This is a genomic window from Cupriavidus taiwanensis LMG 19424 (assembly GCF_000069785.1).
GTDB classification, from domain to species: Bacteria; Pseudomonadota; Gammaproteobacteria; order Burkholderiales; family Burkholderiaceae; genus Cupriavidus; species Cupriavidus taiwanensis.
This window is the reverse complement of record NC_010528.1, coordinates 1739937-1755210: the sequence shown is the minus strand read 5'-3', so window position 1 is coordinate 1755210 and position 15274 is coordinate 1739937. Positions and strand designations below refer to the sequence as shown.

Below are 15274 nucleotides of genomic sequence, written 5' to 3'. Positions count from 1 at the left end.
GCACCGTCCCTGCAGGCGGTGCGCGACCGCCGGCATCCGGGCGAGGGCGCGCCGGCGCGTGCCCGCGCCCGACCCGCCATCCCATCCGAACCTGGCCGCGCGCCATGCAGGCGTTGTCCTGATGCCCGCCGCACCGCCGGCCGGGGCCAAGACGAGGAGCGCCAATGAAGGTGTTGCTGCGAGCCGTGCTGTTCTTCGATGCCCTGGTGGACCTGCTGCTGGGCATCCTGCTGCTGATGTCCCCGTTCACCACGCTGTACGCGGCGCTGCAGTTGCCGCAGCCGCAGCCGGCATTGTTCGGGCAGCTGCTGGGCGTGGCGCTGGTGGGGCTGTCGGTGCTGTTGTGGCAGGCCGCCTTCAATGGCCAGCTGACGGTGCCGGTGGCGCGCACGGCAGGCTATGTGAACCTGGCCAGCGCGGTGCTCATCATCGGCTGGATGGTGTTCATGGAGCTGCCGCTGGAAGGCGCCGGCAAGATCTGGCTGCCGACCATGGCCGTGGTGCTGCTGTTCTTTGCCGTGGTGCAGATCCCGGCGGCCAAGCGCGTGCGCGTGCGCGAACAGCAACGGAAGATGGAACGCGCGCTGCAGGAACAGGAAAGCAGGAAGGAACCCGGCGTTGCCCCCGCGGCGCGCCCCACGAATACCCCAGAATACCGGCGCGAGCCGGTCATCACGCCGCCGCCGGGCTATGGCCCCGGCACGGAAGTCGTGACCGAGCCCATCCCGGAAGACAAGCCATCGGCCCATCATGCACGACAAAATCCTCATTCTTGATTTCGGCTCGCAGGTCACGCAACTGATCGCGCGGCGCGTCCGCGAGGCGCACGTCTATTGCGAAATCCATCCGAACGACGTCAGCGACGCGTTCGTGCGCGAATTCGCTCCCAAGGCGATCATCCTGTCCGGCAGCCACGCCAGCACCTATGAAGACCACCAGCTGCGCGCGCCGCAGGCGGTGTGGGACCTGGGCGTGCCGGTGCTGGGCATCTGCTACGGCATGCAGACCATGGCGGTGCAGCTGGGCGGCAAGGTCGAGTGGAGCGACCATCGCGAATTCGGCTACGCCGAGATGCGCGCCCACGGCCATACCGAGCTGCTCAAGGACATCGAGGACTTCCGCACGCCGGAAGGCCACGGCATGCTCAAGGTGTGGATGAGCCATGGCGACAAGGTCACCGGCCTGCCGCCCGGCTTCAAGCTGATGGCCTCCACGCCGAGCTGCCCGATCGCCGGCATGGCCGACGAGACGCGCCACTACTACGCCGTGCAGTTCCACCCCGAGGTCACGCACACCGTCAAGGGCCGCCAGATGCTGGAGCGCTTCGTGCTGCAGATCGCCGGCTGCAAGCCTGACTGGGTCATGCGCGACCATATCGAGGAAGCGGTCGCCAAGATCCGCGAGCAGGTCGGCGATGAGGAAGTCATCCTGGGCCTGTCCGGCGGCGTCGATTCGTCGGTGGCCGCGGCGCTGATTCATCGCGCCATCGGCGACCAGCTCACCTGCGTGTTCGTCGACCACGGCCTGCTGCGCCAGGACGAAGGCAAGCTGGTGATGGAAATGTTCGTCGGCCGCCTGCACGCCAAGGTGGTCCATGTCGACGCCTCCGAGCAGTTCCTCGGCCACCTGGCCGGCGTGACCGACCCCGAGCAGAAGCGCAAGATCATCGGCCGCGAATTCGTCGAGGTGTTCCAGGCCGAGGCCCGCAAGCTGACCAACGCCAAGTGGCTGGCGCAGGGCACCATCTACCCGGACGTGGTCGAGTCGGGGGGCACCAAGACCAAGAAGGCCACCACCATCAAGAGCCACCACAACGTCGGCGGCCTGCCCGAGACGCTGGGCCTGAAACTGCTCGAACCGCTGCGCGACCTGTTCAAGGACGAAGTGCGCGAGCTGGGCGTGGAGCTGGGCCTGCCGCCCGAGATGGTCTACCGCCACCCGTTCCCGGGCCCGGGCCTGGGCGTGCGCATCCTTGGCGAAGTCAAGCGCGACTACGCCGACCTGCTGCGCCGCGCCGATGCCATCTTCATCGAAGAACTGCGCAAGACCATCGCCACCGAGCACGACGCCGCCGCGGGCCTGTGCGAACCCGAACAGGTCGGCAAGAGCTGGTACGACCTGACCAGCCAGGCCTTCGCCGTGTTCCTGCCGGTCAAGTCCGTCGGCGTGATGGGCGACGGCCGCACCTACGACTACGTCGTCGCGCTGCGCGCGGTGCAGACAACCGACTTCATGACCGCGCACTGGGCGCACCTGCCGTATGCGCTGCTGGGCCGCTGCTCGAACCGCATCATCAACGAAGTCCGGGGTTTGAACCGGGTCGTGTATGACGTGTCGGGGAAGCCGCCGGCGACGATCGAGTGGGAGTGATCCCGGGTCCGGCATGAGCCGGCACTAAATAACACGAAAGCACCTCGAAGCCCGCGAAAATGCGGGCTTTTTTATTCTCGGTTGGCACTGTCCGGCAAGATCGGGGCTATCAGATGGCGGACTCAACCCGCGATAGGTGCTTCCAGCGGTTAGAGCGGCTAAGAAGACTCGTCATCCCCGCCTACGCAAGGACGACGTCCTGGTTCTGTTGGCTGCCCCTTTTTTTGAGCCACCGGTTTGGAGGCCATGCCCGGCTTCCTTCGAACGGCTGGATTTCGTCGGGCCGCTGCGGCGAGACTTGAAGGCGCGCCGCACGTCCTTTCGGTGGCAGCCGGTCTCTGCCTTGCAGCGAGTGCGTGCTCGCGCAGCGTCTGCCGGCACCCAAGGCTGGCAGACTTCCATTTGCATCTGCCAAGCCGCACAGAAACGTACCTAGTGCGTATCGTGCAATCCCAGCACATTGGCACCGATACGCGGATCAGTCGCACGTTCAAGTCGCCGTGGATGCGTGACGACCGTTACCTCCAGTGATCCGGTGCCGACCTCCATCGACAGGATATGGCCGCCGTACGTGTCGAAGCTGCTGTCACCGGCCACGCCATGCGCATGGATCGACGGCTTGCCTTCCTTCCACGCCAGGCTGCCGACGATGCTGGCCATCTCCACGTTGCGGAAGGTGCGCGGGTTGAACTGCTTCTTCGCGGCATCCCAGAAGCCGAACGTGACGTTGGCGAAGCCGATCGCGGACAGGCTCGCGCTGGGCACCTTCTCGCAGATGGCAAAGGCTTCGATCTGCTCGAACACGTTGTCGCCCATGCGCAGCACCAGCAGGTAGCCGGTGGGGGTCTTGATGTAGCGCGGCACGCTGTCGCGCGGGTAGTTGGGGTTCTGGGCACGGGCGTCCAGAGCCGCCTTGCATTCGGCGGATGGCGCCGGCTGCGCCGCGGCTGCGGCGGGCATCAGGGCGGCGGCGCCGACGGCGGTGGCCGCTGCGAACGTGGCGAGCGCCTGGCGGGCGCGCAGGGTCTTGCGAAGGATCATCATCGGTTGTCTCCTGTCTGGTTTGTTTGCGTCTGGTTTGTGGCTACGGCAAGAAAACTACGAGGCGGGCGGATGCGGCGGCAGCAGGATGTCCGTGCCGACCGCGCGGATGTCGGTGTGGCCGCAGAAGGCCATGGTCAGGTCGAGTTCCTTGCGGATGATCTCCAGCGCGCGCGTCACGCCGGCCTGTCCCATGGCGCCCAGCCCATACAGCATCGGCCGGCCGATATAGACGCCACGGGCGCCGAGCGCGACCGCCTTCAACACGTCCTGCCCGGAGCGGATGCCGCCATCCATATGGACTTCGATGCGCTCGCCCACGGCTTGCGCGATGGCGGGCAGGGCGCGGATCGATGCCGGCGCGCCGTCGAGCTGGCGGCCGCCGTGGTTTGACACGATCAGCGCGTCCGCGCCCGACTGGCACGCCAGCCGCGCATCCTCGACATCCTGGATGCCCTTGAGCACCAGCTTGCCGGGCCAGCGGCGGCGGATCCATGCCACGTCGTCCCAGTCCAGCGTCGGGTCGTACTGGCGGCTCGACCAGTCGGCCAGCGAGCTCATGTCGTCGACGCCCCGCACATGGCCGATGATGTTGCCGAAGGTGCGGCGGCGCGTGCCCAGCATGCCCAGGCACCAGCGCGGCTTGCCCATCATGTTGAGCAGGTTCCACGGCGTCAGCCGCGGCGGCGCCGACAGGCCGTTGCGCAGGTCCTTGTGGCGCTGCGCGCTGACCGGCAGGTCCAGCGTCAGCACCAGCGCCGGGCAGCCCGCGGCGCGGGCGCGGTCCATCAGGCGTTCGACGAAGGCGCGGTCGCGCATCACATAGAGCTGGAACCAGAACGGATGCCCGCCGGTGGCCTCGGCCACGTCCTCGATCGAGCAGATGCTGACCGTGGACAGCGTGAACGGCACGCCGAAATCGCGCGCGGCGCGGGCGGCCAGGATCTCGCCGTCGGCGTGCTGCATGCCGGCCAGCCCCGTCGGGGCGATCGCCACCGGCATGGCGACGTCCTGGCCCAGCATCCGCGTGGCGAGGCGGCGCTCGCCGATATTTACGGCCACGCGCTGGCGCAGCAGGATGTTGCCGAATTCGCGCTGGTTGGCGCGGTAGGTGGACTCGGTCCACGAACCGGAGTCGGCGTATTCATAGAACATGCGCGGCACCCGCTGCCGGGCGAGCCGGCGCAGGTCCTCGATCTCGTTGATATCGCTGAGGGATGACATCTTGTGTCCTGCAAGGATGGAAGGTGGAGCGCGCCTGGCCTTAGTGCAGCCATGCGGCCGGCACCAGGATCAGCTGCGGGAACAGCACGAACAGGAACATCAGCGCGGTCAGGCTCAGCAGGAACGGCCAGACGCCGCCGATCACGCTGTCCAGGCTGCAGCGCGAGGTGCCCGCCACGACGTTGAGCACCGTGCCCACCGGCGGCGTCAGCAGGCCGATGGCGTTGTTGAGCACGAACATCACGCCGAAATACACCGGGTCGATGCCCGCCTTGGTGATCACCGGCATCAGGATCGGGGTCATGATCAGCACCGTCGGCATCAGGTCGAGCGCGGTGCCCACCACGATCACCAGGATCATGATGACGAACATCAGCAGGATCTTGTTGTCGATGAAGGGCTCGAGCAGGTCGGTCACCTGCGCCGGGATATTGGCGATGGTGATCAGCCATGCCGACACCAGCGCGCAGGCGACCAGGAACAGCACCGTGGCGGAGGTCTTGGCCGCGGTGACGATCAGTTCCGGCAGCGCGCGCAGCTTCAGTTCGCCGTAGACGAAGCGGCCGACCACCATGGCGTAGACCACGGCCACCACTGCCGCCTCGGTCGGCGTGAACGCGCCGATCTTCATGCCGCCGATGATCACCACTGGCAGCACCAGCGCCCAGATGCCGTCGAGCGCGGCCCTAGCCAGGCGGCGGGCATTGAAGGGTTCGGTGGGCGCCAGCTTCTCCTTGCGCGCACAGAAGTGCCAGGTGACGGCGAGCGTCAGCGCCATCATCGCGCCGGGTGCGATGCCGGCGAGGAACAGCTTGGTGATCGACACCTGCGCGACCACGCCAAACACCACGATGCGATCGACGGCGGGATCACCGGCGCGATGATGCCGCCCGCCGCGATCAGCCCCGCCGCGCGCGGCACGTTGTAGCCGGCATTGCGCATCATCGGGATCAGCAGCGCTGCGACCGCGGCGGTATCGGCCACGGCCGAGCCGGAAATGCTGGCCACCACCGTCGCCGCGATGATCGCCACGTAGCCCAGCCCGCCACGGACGTGCCCGACCGCCGCGTCGGCGACGCGCACGATGCGCCGTGACAGGCCGCCGGCGTTCATCAACTCGCCCGCCAGCATGAAGAACGGCACCGCCATCAGCGGATAGTTGTTGACGCCCTCGAGCATGTTCTGCGCGAGGATCTGCGTATCGAAGTTGCCCAGGTGCAGCATCAGCGCGACCCCGGAGGCGAGCAGTGCAAAGGCGATGGGCATGCCGAGCGACATCGCGCCCAGCAGCGAGCCGACAAAGACAAAGATGGTCATGGCTGGCTCCTTGCGCTTATTCGCCGGAGGCGCCGGACTGCGGCACCAGTTCATGCTGTGCCATGCGGCCGCTGGCGAGGCGCCACAGCCCGTGCAGCAGCATCGCCGCCATGCCCACGCTGCACACCAGCAGGCAGGCATAGACCACGCCCAGCGGCACGCCGGTGACGGGCGCGCGGTCGTCCATGCCGATCGCCACCAGCTGCCAGGCGCCATGGGCCAGCAGCAGGCAGCAGGCCAGGGCGCCCGCGTCGGCGAGCAGCCGGCAGGCACGCTGCCCGGTCTCGCCCAGCCGCGACACCACGGTGGACATCCCCAGGTGGGCCTTGTCATGCATCACCAGCAGGGCGCCGGTCAGCGTCAGCCACATGAAGATGAAGCGCGAGGCTTCCTCGGAGAAGGCAATGCCGGAATTGAAGACGTAGCGCAGGACCACGTTGCCGAAGACCAGCACGATCATGGCGGCCATCATGGCGACCATCGCGCCCTGGACCAGGCGCAGCGTAATTCGGTTCATGATTGAGGACTCCTGGGGGGGACGGGGACTCAGCGCAGGCTCGCCACGGGCGCCCCGATCCTGTAAAAGCGCATGGCGTTGTCGTGCCACACCGCGTGCGCGGCGGCGTTGGGCAGGCCTTCCAGCGCGGCGGCTACGGTATTGACGATTTCATGCAGCGATGCGCGCAGCCCCGACACGGGCAGGTTGCTGGCGAACATGCAGCGCTGCCAGCCGAAGATCTCCAGCGCCTGGCGGATGACGGCGGCATTGCCGGCGCGATCCCACGACGCGCCCGGCAAGCCGAACTCGGACAGCTTCAGGTGCACCCCGGGCAGGCTGGCCAGCGCCGCCAGCCCGCGGCGCCAGCCGGACAGGCCGGCTTCGGTGCGGTCCCACGGCAGGCCGGTGTGTTCCACCACCACGTCGAGCCCCGGCACCGCGGCGATCGCCTCGGCGGCTTCCTCCAGGTGCCACCACGGCACCCGCAGGTCCCACGCCAGGCCGTGCTCGGCCAGCCGCTGCAGCCCGGACTGCCAGCGCGGGTCCTGCAGCGTGCCGGGCTGCCCGCGCACGCTGTCATCCGCCGTCCGGCTGGTGCGCGGCTTGCACCGCACGCCCCGCACCAGCGGGAAGGCCTGGTGCGCGCGCAGCTGGTCCGCCAGCGTGTCGCTGTTGAAGTCGGCATGCGCCACCACCGCGTTGGGAAAGCCGTGGCGCGCGTGTACCTGATGCAGCCATGCGGTCTCGGCCACCGATTCGTCGGCATGCCGCTCGGCTTCCACGTGGACGCTGGCGGCCAGGGGCAGGCCGTCCCACTGGCGCAGGTAGTCGGCAGGAGCGAAGTCCTGCCGCAGCGCGGTGTAGTCGCCAAGAAAAAACGCTGCGGCGTCATAACGCTCCTGCAGCCAGGGATAGCGTGCCGGGCCGAGGCGCCACAGGTGGTGGTGGCTATCGACGATGGCGGCGGGCAAGGTGGACGAAGCGGACGAGGTGGACGAGGTGGACGAGGTGGACATGGCCGGCCTCCTAGCGCTGCGCGTCCATGGCGCGCAGCACGGCGTCGCCGTTTTTTTGCACGAACAGATGGCGCGTCTCCTCGCGCACCACCTTGCGGATGCCGGCGTTGTCGGGATGCTCGTTGACCTGCACGCCCCTGGCGCGCAGCGTGGCGATGGCCGCGGCCTCGTTGTCGGTGTTGAGCTTGCGCTGGTAGGTGGCGGCGGAAGCGGCCTCTTCCAGCAGTACCTTCTGGTACTCGGGCCTGAGCCCGTCGAACTTCGCCTTGTTCATCAGCACCACCAGCGCGGTATAGGCATGGCGCGTCATCGACACGTACTTCTGCACCTCGTACATCTTGGCCGAGACCATCAGCGTGGGCGGATTCTCCTGGCCGTCGACCGCGCCGGATTCCAGCGCGCCGAAGACCTCGGCGAACGGCATCGGCTGCGGGCTCGCGCCCAGCAGCTGGAAGGCCTTGATATGCGAGGGGTTGGGCGTGGTGCGGATCTTCAGGCCGCGGATGTCCTCGGCCTTGTTGACCGGGCGCTTGTTGTTGCCCAGGCTGCGGAAGCCGATCTCCCAGAAGGCCAGGCCCTTGATGCGGTGGGCGCCCAGTTCTTCCAGCAATGAACGGCCGACCGGGCCGTCCAGCACCTTGTAGGCCGAGGGGCCGTCCTCGAACTGGTAGGGCAGGTCGAGCACGTTCAGGCGTGGTGCCAGGCCGGTGACGAAGGGATTGCCGGTGGCGCCGATATCGATGGTGCCGCTGCGCACGCCGGTGACCAGCGTGGTGTCGTTGCCGAGCTGGCTATTGGCAAAGACCTGGATCTCGACGCCGCCCTGGGTGCGCTCCCTGACCTTCTTGCTGAAGGCGAGCGCGGCCAGGTGCTGCGAATCGGTTTCCGGAACGGTATGGGCGAAGCGCAGCTTTACCGGTGCCTGCGTCTGTGCCTGTGCCTGTGCCACGCCGGCAACGGACAATAGCGCTGCCAGCACGATATGCGGGATAACGTGTTTCATGGTGTCTCCTGGGTTTGTGATGCGGCCCGGTCGATGAGTGCCGGGCTCTGGGGCGCCCCGTGCGGGGGCGGATATCAGGGCGGCGGATGCAGCAGCCCGCGCTGGGCCAGGCTGGCCATCAGCGCGCCGATGCCGAAAGTCCACGGCGGCAGCGCGTCGCTGGTGCCGACCCAGTTCACCAGGCCGCCGAGGCGCGGCGCGGAGATGCTGACGCGGTCGCCGGGGTGATGGGTAAAGCCGGCGCCGGGCGCGTCGCGATCCTGCACCGGCGCGAACAGCGTGCCGCAGAACAGCATCATGCCGTCGGGGTACTGGTGGTGCGCGCCCATCGCATGCGCCACCAGTTCCCGCGGCGAACGGCTGATCTGCGTCATCGCGCTGGCGCCATGCAGCACGAAGCCATCTTCGCCTTCGATGGTCAGGCCGATCTCGGTACGCGCGATCTCGTCGGTGCCGAAATGCGCATCGCACAGCCGGATCCACGGGCCGATGCCACAGGACGCGTTGTTGTCCTTGGCCTTGCCCAGCAGCAGTGCGCTGCGGCCTTCGAAGTCGCGCAGGTTGACGTCGTTGCCCAGCGCCGCGCCGACGATCTCGCCGCGCGGCGAGACCGCCAGCACCACCTCCGGCTCGGGGTTGTTCCAGGTCGATGCCGGATGCAGGCCGACATCCACGCCGGTGCCCACCGATGACAGCGGCGCGGCCTTGGTGAAGATCTCCGCGTCCGGGCCGATGCCGACTTCCAGGTATTGCGACCACAATCCCTGCGCGACCAGCACATCCTTGATGCGCATGGCTTCGGGCGAACCCGGGCGAATGGCGGCAAGGCCCGTGCCGAGGATGGCGCTGACGCTCTCGCGCACCGCGGCGGCGCTGGCCGCGTCGCCGCGCGCGCGCTCCTCGATCACGCGCTCGACCAGGCTGGCGGCAAAGGTCACGCCGGCGGCCTTGACCACCTGCAGGTCGTTGGGCGCCAGCAGGTGGCGATGCGCCGGGTCCGGCCCGTGCGCGCAGGTCGAGTCGAGCCAGTCTTGCAGCGGCCCCAGCGAAGGCCCGCCGGCCTGCCGCACGCGTTCGGCGCAGTCAGGGAGCGCCAGCAGGCCGGCAATGGTGGGCGCGGTGGCCGTGATATCGAACAACTCCGCGCCGCGCACGACGACCGTCACGGGACCGCCGTGCGGGCCGGGCAGCCACGCGCGTCCCACCAGCAAGGCGCGGTCCGCGTCGCGCGGCAGGGTTTCCTCAACCGAGATGCGTCGTGTCATGTCACACCTTCACGTTGGCGTCCTTGACCACGCGCGCCCACTTGGCGCGCTCCGTGGCGATGAACTGCGCGAAGCGCGCCGCGCTGCCGCCGCCGTCCTCGGCACCGAAGCCGGCAAGCTTGCCCGCCACGTCGGGCAGCGCCAGCACCTTGTTCAGGTCTGCATTCATGCGCTGGACCATGGGCGCGGGCAGCCCGGCGGGGCCGACCAGCCCGTACCAGGTGCCGGCATCGAAGCCGGGAAAACCCGATTCCGCCAGCGTGGGCACGTTGGGATAGCTGGCCGCGCGGCGCGGGCGCGTTTGCGCGATCGCCACCACCTTGCCGCCCTGGATCTGCGGCGTGGCGGAAGTCATGGTCTCGAAGCTGAAGTCGATCTGTCCTCCGATCAGGTCGGTCAGCATCGGCGCCGAGCCGCGATACGGCACGTGCAGCGCATCCACGCCGGCGCGCAGCTTGAACATCTCCAGCGCCAGGTGCTGCGCCGCGCCGGCGCCGGACGAGCCGAAGGTGATCTTGCCCGGCTGGCTGCGGCACAGCGCGACCACGTCGGCCACCGAGCGCGCGCGCCCGCCGGTATGGCAGATCAGCAGGTTGGGCGTGACGCCGACCAGCATGAGCGGGGTGAAGTCCTTCTCCACCGAATAGCCCAGCTTCGGGTACAGGCTGGGCGCGATGGCATGGTTGCTGATATTGGTCATCAGCAGCGTGGTGCCGTCCGGCGCCTGGCGCGCGGTGTACTCGGCGGCGACCACGCCGGCGGCGCCAGGCCGGTTCTCGACGATGACCGGCACCCGCCACAGCGCCGAGAGCTGCTGCGCGATCACGCGCGCCATCACGTCGGTGCCGCCGCCGGGCGGGAACCCCACGATGATGCGGATCGGGCCGGTCGGCAGTGCCTGGGACCAGGCTGCCAGCGGCGTGGCCAAGGCGGCCGCGCCCGCGCACAGGAAGGTGCGACGTCGCATGTGTTGTCTCCTGATGTTGTTGTTGGTGTAGGGAAGGGGGTGGCCTTACAGCGAAGCCTGCAGCAGCGCCAGGTAGTCCTCGGCGCTGGCTTCGCGCGGGTTGGTCTTGTGGCAGTGGTCGGCCAGCGCGTAGTCGATGACGCGCGGGAACAGGGCCGGATCGACGCCCATCTCGCGCAGGCCGGCGGGCAGGCCCAGGCGCCGGTTCATGTCGGTGATGGCCGGGGCGATGGCGCTGGCCTCGGATAGTCCCATGGCCAGCGCGATGCGGGCCAGCTTGTCATCGGCCTGCATCGACGGCGCGCCGGCGTTGAAGCGGATCACCGCCGGCAGGAGCACGGCGTTCAGGGTGCCGTGGTGCAGCGTCGGCATCAGCCCGCCCAGCGCATGGCTCAGGCTGTGCACGCAGCCCAGCCCCTTCTGAAAAGCGAGCGCGCCCTGCATCGATGCGCTCATCATGGCCAGGCGCGCGGCACGGTCCTGCGGATCGCGGCGCGCGCGCTCGATATGCAGCCAGGCGCGGCGCAGGCCATCGAGCGCGATGCCGTCGGCGGGCGGGTTGAAGGCCGGCGCCATGAAGGTTTCCAGGCAATGCGCGATGGCATCCATGCCGGTGGCCGCCGTCAGCATCGGCGGCAGGCCCAGCGTCAGCTCAGGATCGCAGATCGCCACGCGCGGCACCAGGTAGGGCGACAGCACGCCGACCTTGCGGCCGTCGTCGAGGATCAGCACGGCGCCGCGGCCGACTTCGCTGCCGGTGCCGGCCGTGGTGGGGATCGCGATCACCGGTGCGGTGGCGGCCGTGATCCTCGCCACGCCGCCCTCGATCGCGGCGAACTGGCGCAGCGGGCCGTCGTGGGTGGCGCAGACCGCCACCCCCTTGGCCAGGTCGATCGGCGAGCCGCCGCCCACCGCGATGATGCCGTCGCAACGGTACTCGCTATAGAGGCGCATGGCCTCGCGCATGGCGGCTTCGGTCGGGTTGGACGGCGTGCCGTCGTAGATCACCGCCTCGCAGCCGGGGCGCAGCTGCTCCAGCACGCGCTGCACGATGCCGGCGGCCTTGACGCCGGCGTCGGTGACCACCAGCGGCCGCGTGATGCCGATGCGTTCGCATTCCTGGGCCAGCAGCCCGATCGCGCCGAAGTCGATCTGGATCTGGGTGATGTAGTGGATCAGGGCCATCTTGTCTCCATGCTGTGTGGGGTGAGCAGGGCGCCGTGGGGCGGGCCGGCTGCATTGGTGACGAAGTCTAGGAACAAGGCCCGCGGGTCACAACGTGGAATTACTTGAAGGCTGCCCAAGAAAAACTCACAGCACCGGACGCCTAGTTTTTCTTGAAACGGCGCTGAGATTTTCTCGTTTTGCGGCGCGCGGCGCGGGCCCTAGACTGGCGCAGACCAGCCGGATTCCGGACCACCGCCCGCACCCGCCGGGCCTCCTCCACACCAACGACAACCATGAGACAACCCATCCTGATCGAGCGCGACGCGCAGGTCGCCACCATCACGCTGAACAATCCGGACAAGCTCAATGCCATGGACCTGTCCATGTGGCAGGGCCTGACCGAAGCCATCCAGGGCCTGTCGGCCGACGACACATTGCGCTGCGTGGTGCTGCGCGGCGCCGGGGACAAGGCCTTCGCCGCCGGCGCCGACATCGCCGAGTTCGACACCATGCGCGCCAACGCCGCGCAGGCGCAGCAGTACGGCGAGATCACCAACGCCACCATGCGCGCCATCGCCGAATGCCGGCACCCGACCATCGCGCTGATCCAGGGCGCCTGCGTCGGCGGCGGGCTGGAAATCGCGTCGATGTGCGACCTGCGCATCTGCGGCAGGTCCAGCCGCTTCGGCGTGCCGGTCAACCGGCTCGGGCTGGTGATGTCGTATGGCGAACTGGGCGGGCTGGTGGCGCTGGCGGGACCGGCGACCGCGCTGGAGATTGTCCTGGAGGGCCGCGTATTCGATGCCGACGAGGCCCTGCACAAGCGCCTGGTCAATCGCGTGGTGGCGGACGAGGCCGTGCCGGACGAAGCCTACGCGGCGGCACGGCGCATCGCCGCCGGCGCGCCGCTGGTAGCGCGCTGGCACAAGCAGTTCGTGCGCAGGCTGCTGGATCCCACGCCGCTGCGTCCGGAAGAGCATGCCGAGTCCTATGCCTGCTTCGATACCGAGGATTTTCGCATCGGCCACCGCGCCTTCATCGACAAGACCCGGCCGCAGTTCGTGGGCCGTTGACAGCACCTTTTATCCAAAGCATCGCGGCGCCGCCATTTCCATGCGGCCGCCCCCAACCTCAGGTGGTATCCATGAATTTGCCGTTATCGAAAATCAAGGTCCTGGACGTCAGCCAGATCATGGCGGGTCCGTTCTGCTGCATGCTGCTGGGCGACATGGGCGCCGACGTCATCAAGGTCGAAGCGCCGGGCGCCGGCGACCAGACCCGCAAGTCGATGGGCTTCCGGCTCAAGGGCGATGACAGCGGCGGCTTCCTGGCGCTGAACCGCAACAAGCGCAGTGTCGAGATCGACCTGAAGAACCCGGCCGGCCTCGAGGCCTTCTATGAACTGGTGCGCGGCGCCGACGTGCTGGTGGAGAACAACCGTCCGGGCGTGGCCGCTCGCCTGAAGATCGACTACGCGGTGCTGCGCGAGATCAATCCGCGCCTGGTCTATGCCAGCATCTCCGGGTTCGGCCAGACCGGGCCGTGGTCGCGGCGCCCGGGGCTGGACCTGATCGCGCAGGCCATGTCGGGCGTGATGAGCGTGATGGGCCACCCGGACGCGCCGCCGGTCAAGGCCAGCGTGCCGATCGCCGACCTGGGGGCGGGGCTGTTCACCGCGTATGGCGTGCTCAGCGCGCTGATGGGGCGCGAGCATTCCGGACAGGGGCAGTACGTGGATGCGTCGCTGTTCGAGACGGCGCTGGGGCTGTCGGTATGGGAGTCGGCCGAGTTCTGGGGCACCGGCGACGTGCCGGTGCCGATCGGCAGCGCCAACCGCATGAGCGCGCCATACCAGGCGGTGCGCGCCGCCGACCGGCACTTTGTGATCGGCGCGGCCAACCCCAAGCTGTGGGCCGCGCTGTGCGAGGTGATCGAGCGGCCCGACCTGCTTGCCGACCCGCGCTTTACCGACAACGCCGCCCGCATCCGCAACCGTGCCGCGCTGATTCCTGAAATTGAGGCAGAATTCGCGCGCAAGCCGGCGGCGGAATGGGTCGATGCGCTGCTGGCGGCCGGTGTGCCGGCGGCACCGATCTTCACCTACGACGAAGCGCTGGCCAGCGAACAGGCGGTGGCGCGGGACATGGTGCTGGAGATCGATCATCCGGTCGAGGGGCGGGTCAAGGCGCTGGGCTTTCCGGTCAAGCTGAGCGGCACGCCGCAGCAGGTGCGCTATCCGGCGCCGCTGCTGGGCCAGCATACCGATGAGGTGCTGGGCGAGTTCGGGCTGGACGCAGCCACCGTCACGCGGCTGCGGGCGCAGGGGGCGTTCGGCGCACCGGCCCGGGCACAGGAACTGGAACGCGGCGCCGCCTGAGCGCACCGCGGCCATCATCTATACCGATAAAAGACAGGAGACGACCATGACGATGTCACGTTCGCTGATGCGGCGCTGGGCGATGCCGGCCGCCGTGGTGCTGGGGCTGCTGGGGGGTACGGCCACGGCAAGCGCGGAAACCTACCCGAGCCGGCGCATCGAGCTGATCGTGCCGTGGCAGGCGGGCGGTGGGGCCGACGTGGTGGCGCGCGCGCTGTCGGCCGCGGCCGCGAAACACCTGCCGCAGCCGATCGTGGTGATCAACAAGCCGGGTGCCACCGGCTCGGTAGGCCTGGGCGAAGTGGTCAACGCGAAGCCGGACGGGTACAAGCTGGTGCTGTCGTCCAGCGAGCTGACCTTCCTGAATTACCTCGGGCTGGCCAAGTTCACCTACCAGGACCTGATCCCCATCGCACGCCTGAATGCGGACCCGGCCGCCGTGGCGGTCCGGGCCGATGCGCCGTGGAGCACGATCGAACAGTTTGTCGCCGATGCGCGCAAGCCGGACGCCAATATCCGCGTGGGTAATGCCGGGCAGGGCTCCGCGTGGCATATGGCAGCCGCCGCGCTGGCCGACAAGACCGGGGCGAAGTTCAACCATATCCCCTATGCCGGCGGTGCTCCGGCCACGCTCGCGCTGCTGGGCGGGCATATCGACGCGGTCACGGTCAGCACGGCGGAGGTCTTCACGCATGTCGCCGCGGGCAAGCTCAAGGTGCTGGCGGTGATGGCCGACAAGCGGGTCAGCGGCTTCGACAACGTGCCAACGCTGAAGGAGCGCAATATCGACCTGTCGATGGGGATCTGGCGCGGCATCTCGGCACCGAAGGGCACGCCGCCGGAGGTGATCGCGGTGCTGAAGACGGCGATCGCGAAATCCGTGCAGGAGCCGGTGATGCGCCAGACGCTGGAGAAGCTGCACTTCAGCACCGATACCTATGCTGATGACGTGACGCTGCAGGCCGCCATGGTGAAGGAGTCGGCGCAGTTCAAGCAGCTCGCCGGCCGCATCAGCGTCAAGGAGTAAG

The 15274-nt window shown here is 68.5% G+C and carries 13 protein-coding genes and 1 pseudogene; 5 read left to right on the top strand and 9 right to left on the bottom strand.

All coding sequences use genetic code 11. From position 1 onward, the window contains the following. Nucleotides 1-164: 164 nt before the first annotated feature. Entirely contained in the window at nt 165-776 is a 612-nt protein-coding gene (locus tag RALTA_RS08000; protein WP_012352929.1) for a hypothetical protein, read from the top strand. Then, a complete protein-coding gene (gene guaA / locus RALTA_RS07995; protein ID WP_012352928.1) occupies nt 751-2370 on the top strand; it encodes a glutamine-hydrolyzing GMP synthase in 1620 nt (539 codons plus the stop codon). Before RALTA_RS08000 ends, guaA begins: the two co-directional genes overlap by 26 nt. Before the next feature lie 432 nt (nt 2371-2802). Here the strand turns inward: guaA and RALTA_RS07990 are convergent, their stop codons facing one another. The 9 genes and pseudogenes from RALTA_RS07990 to RALTA_RS07950 form a co-directional block, all read right to left on the bottom strand. Further along, the gene (locus RALTA_RS07990; RefSeq protein ID WP_012352927.1) at nt 2803-3414 is read right to left on the bottom strand and encodes a PPC domain-containing DNA-binding protein; all 612 of its coding nucleotides are present in this window, start codon (nt 3412-3414) and stop codon (nt 2803-2805) included. A gap of 54 nt (nt 3415-3468) precedes the next feature. After that, nucleotides 3469-4635, bottom strand: a complete 1167-nt coding sequence (locus tag RALTA_RS07985) for an alpha-hydroxy acid oxidase (RefSeq protein WP_012352926.1) — start codon at nt 4633-4635, stop codon at nt 3469-3471. 40 nt (nt 4636-4675) lie between these two features. Next, nucleotides 4676-5952, bottom strand: a pseudogene (locus RALTA_RS07980) (TRAP transporter large permease). A 16-nt stretch (nt 5953-5968) separates the two neighbouring features. After that, nucleotides 5969-6469 carry a TRAP transporter small permease gene (locus RALTA_RS07975; RefSeq protein ID WP_012352925.1) on the bottom strand — a complete coding sequence of 167 codons (501 nt, stop codon included), beginning with the start codon at nt 6467-6469 and terminating at the stop codon, nt 5969-5971. A gap of 29 nt (nt 6470-6498) precedes the next feature. Further along, nucleotides 6499-7467: an amidohydrolase family protein gene (locus RALTA_RS07970; protein WP_012352924.1), complete on the bottom strand. Its 969-nt coding sequence runs from the start codon at nt 7465-7467 to the stop codon at nt 6499-6501. Between the two features lie 10 nt (nt 7468-7477). Continuing rightward, entirely contained in the window at nt 7478-8470 is a 993-nt protein-coding gene (locus RALTA_RS07965; protein ID WP_012352923.1) for a DctP family TRAP transporter solute-binding subunit, read from the bottom strand. Nucleotides 8471-8544: 74 nt separating this feature from the next. After that, complete coding sequence (locus RALTA_RS07960) at nt 8545-9735, bottom strand: fumarylacetoacetate hydrolase family protein (protein WP_012352922.1); 1191 nt, start codon at nt 9733-9735, stop codon at nt 8545-8547. A 1-nt stretch (nt 9736) separates the two neighbouring features. After that, nucleotides 9737-10702, bottom strand: coding sequence for a Bug family tripartite tricarboxylate transporter substrate binding protein (locus RALTA_RS07955; protein ID WP_012352921.1), 966 nt, complete (start codon nt 10700-10702; stop codon nt 9737-9739). Between the two features lie 45 nt (nt 10703-10747). Beyond that, nucleotides 10748-11887: an iron-containing alcohol dehydrogenase gene (locus RALTA_RS07950; protein WP_012352920.1), complete on the bottom strand. Its 1140-nt coding sequence runs from the start codon at nt 11885-11887 to the stop codon at nt 10748-10750. 275 nt (nt 11888-12162) lie between these two features. On the opposite strand from RALTA_RS07950, the gene RALTA_RS07945 reads away from it, so the two are divergent. The 3 genes from RALTA_RS07945 (at nt 12163) to RALTA_RS07935 (ending at nt 15273) form a co-directional block, all read left to right on the top strand. Further along, on the top strand, nt 12163-12942 hold the full coding sequence (locus RALTA_RS07945; RefSeq protein WP_012352919.1) for an enoyl-CoA hydratase-related protein: 780 nt from the start codon (nt 12163-12165) through the stop codon (nt 12940-12942). Nucleotides 12943-13013: 71 nt separating this feature from the next. Further along, nucleotides 13014-14246, top strand: a complete 1233-nt coding sequence (locus tag RALTA_RS07940; protein ID WP_041232139.1) for a CaiB/BaiF CoA transferase family protein — start codon at nt 13014-13016, stop codon at nt 14244-14246. A gap of 46 nt (nt 14247-14292) precedes the next feature. After that, complete coding sequence (locus RALTA_RS07935; protein WP_193352061.1) at nt 14293-15273, top strand: Bug family tripartite tricarboxylate transporter substrate binding protein; 981 nt, start codon at nt 14293-14295, stop codon at nt 15271-15273. Nucleotide 15274: the final 1 nt, after the last annotated feature.

What these genes read in the sequence shown, in the direction of transcription:
- RALTA_RS08000 (WP_012352929.1), top strand. Translation starts at nt 165, where the DNA reads ATGAAGGTGTTGCTGCGAGCCGTGCTGTTCTTCGATGCCCTGGTGGAC.
- guaA (WP_012352928.1), top strand. Translation starts at nt 751, where the DNA reads ATGCACGACAAAATCCTCATTCTTGATTTCGGCTCGCAGGTCACGCAA.
- RALTA_RS07990 (WP_012352927.1), bottom strand. Translation starts at nt 3,414, where the DNA reads ATGATGATCCTTCGCAAGACCCTGCGCGCCCGCCAGGCGCTCGCCACG.
- RALTA_RS07985 (WP_012352926.1), bottom strand. Translation starts at nt 4,635, where the DNA reads ATGTCATCCCTCAGCGATATCAACGAGATCGAGGACCTGCGCCGGCTC.
- RALTA_RS07975 (WP_012352925.1), bottom strand. Translation starts at nt 6,469, where the DNA reads ATGAACCGAATTACGCTGCGCCTGGTCCAGGGCGCGATGGTCGCCATG.
- RALTA_RS07970 (WP_012352924.1), bottom strand. Translation starts at nt 7,467, where the DNA reads ATGTCCACCTCGTCCACCTCGTCCACCTCGTCCGCTTCGTCCACCTTG.
- RALTA_RS07965 (WP_012352923.1), bottom strand. Translation starts at nt 8,470, where the DNA reads ATGAAACACGTTATCCCGCATATCGTGCTGGCAGCGCTATTGTCCGTT.
- RALTA_RS07960 (WP_012352922.1), bottom strand. Translation starts at nt 9,735, where the DNA reads ATGACACGACGCATCTCGGTTGAGGAAACCCTGCCGCGCGACGCGGAC.
- RALTA_RS07955 (WP_012352921.1), bottom strand. Translation starts at nt 10,702, where the DNA reads ATGCGACGTCGCACCTTCCTGTGCGCGGGCGCGGCCGCCTTGGCCACG.
- RALTA_RS07950 (WP_012352920.1), bottom strand. Translation starts at nt 11,887, where the DNA reads ATGGCCCTGATCCACTACATCACCCAGATCCAGATCGACTTCGGCGCG.
- RALTA_RS07945 (WP_012352919.1), top strand. Translation starts at nt 12,163, where the DNA reads ATGAGACAACCCATCCTGATCGAGCGCGACGCGCAGGTCGCCACCATC.
- RALTA_RS07940 (WP_041232139.1), top strand. Translation starts at nt 13,014, where the DNA reads ATGAATTTGCCGTTATCGAAAATCAAGGTCCTGGACGTCAGCCAGATC.
- RALTA_RS07935 (WP_193352061.1), top strand. Translation starts at nt 14,293, where the DNA reads ATGACGATGTCACGTTCGCTGATGCGGCGCTGGGCGATGCCGGCCGCC.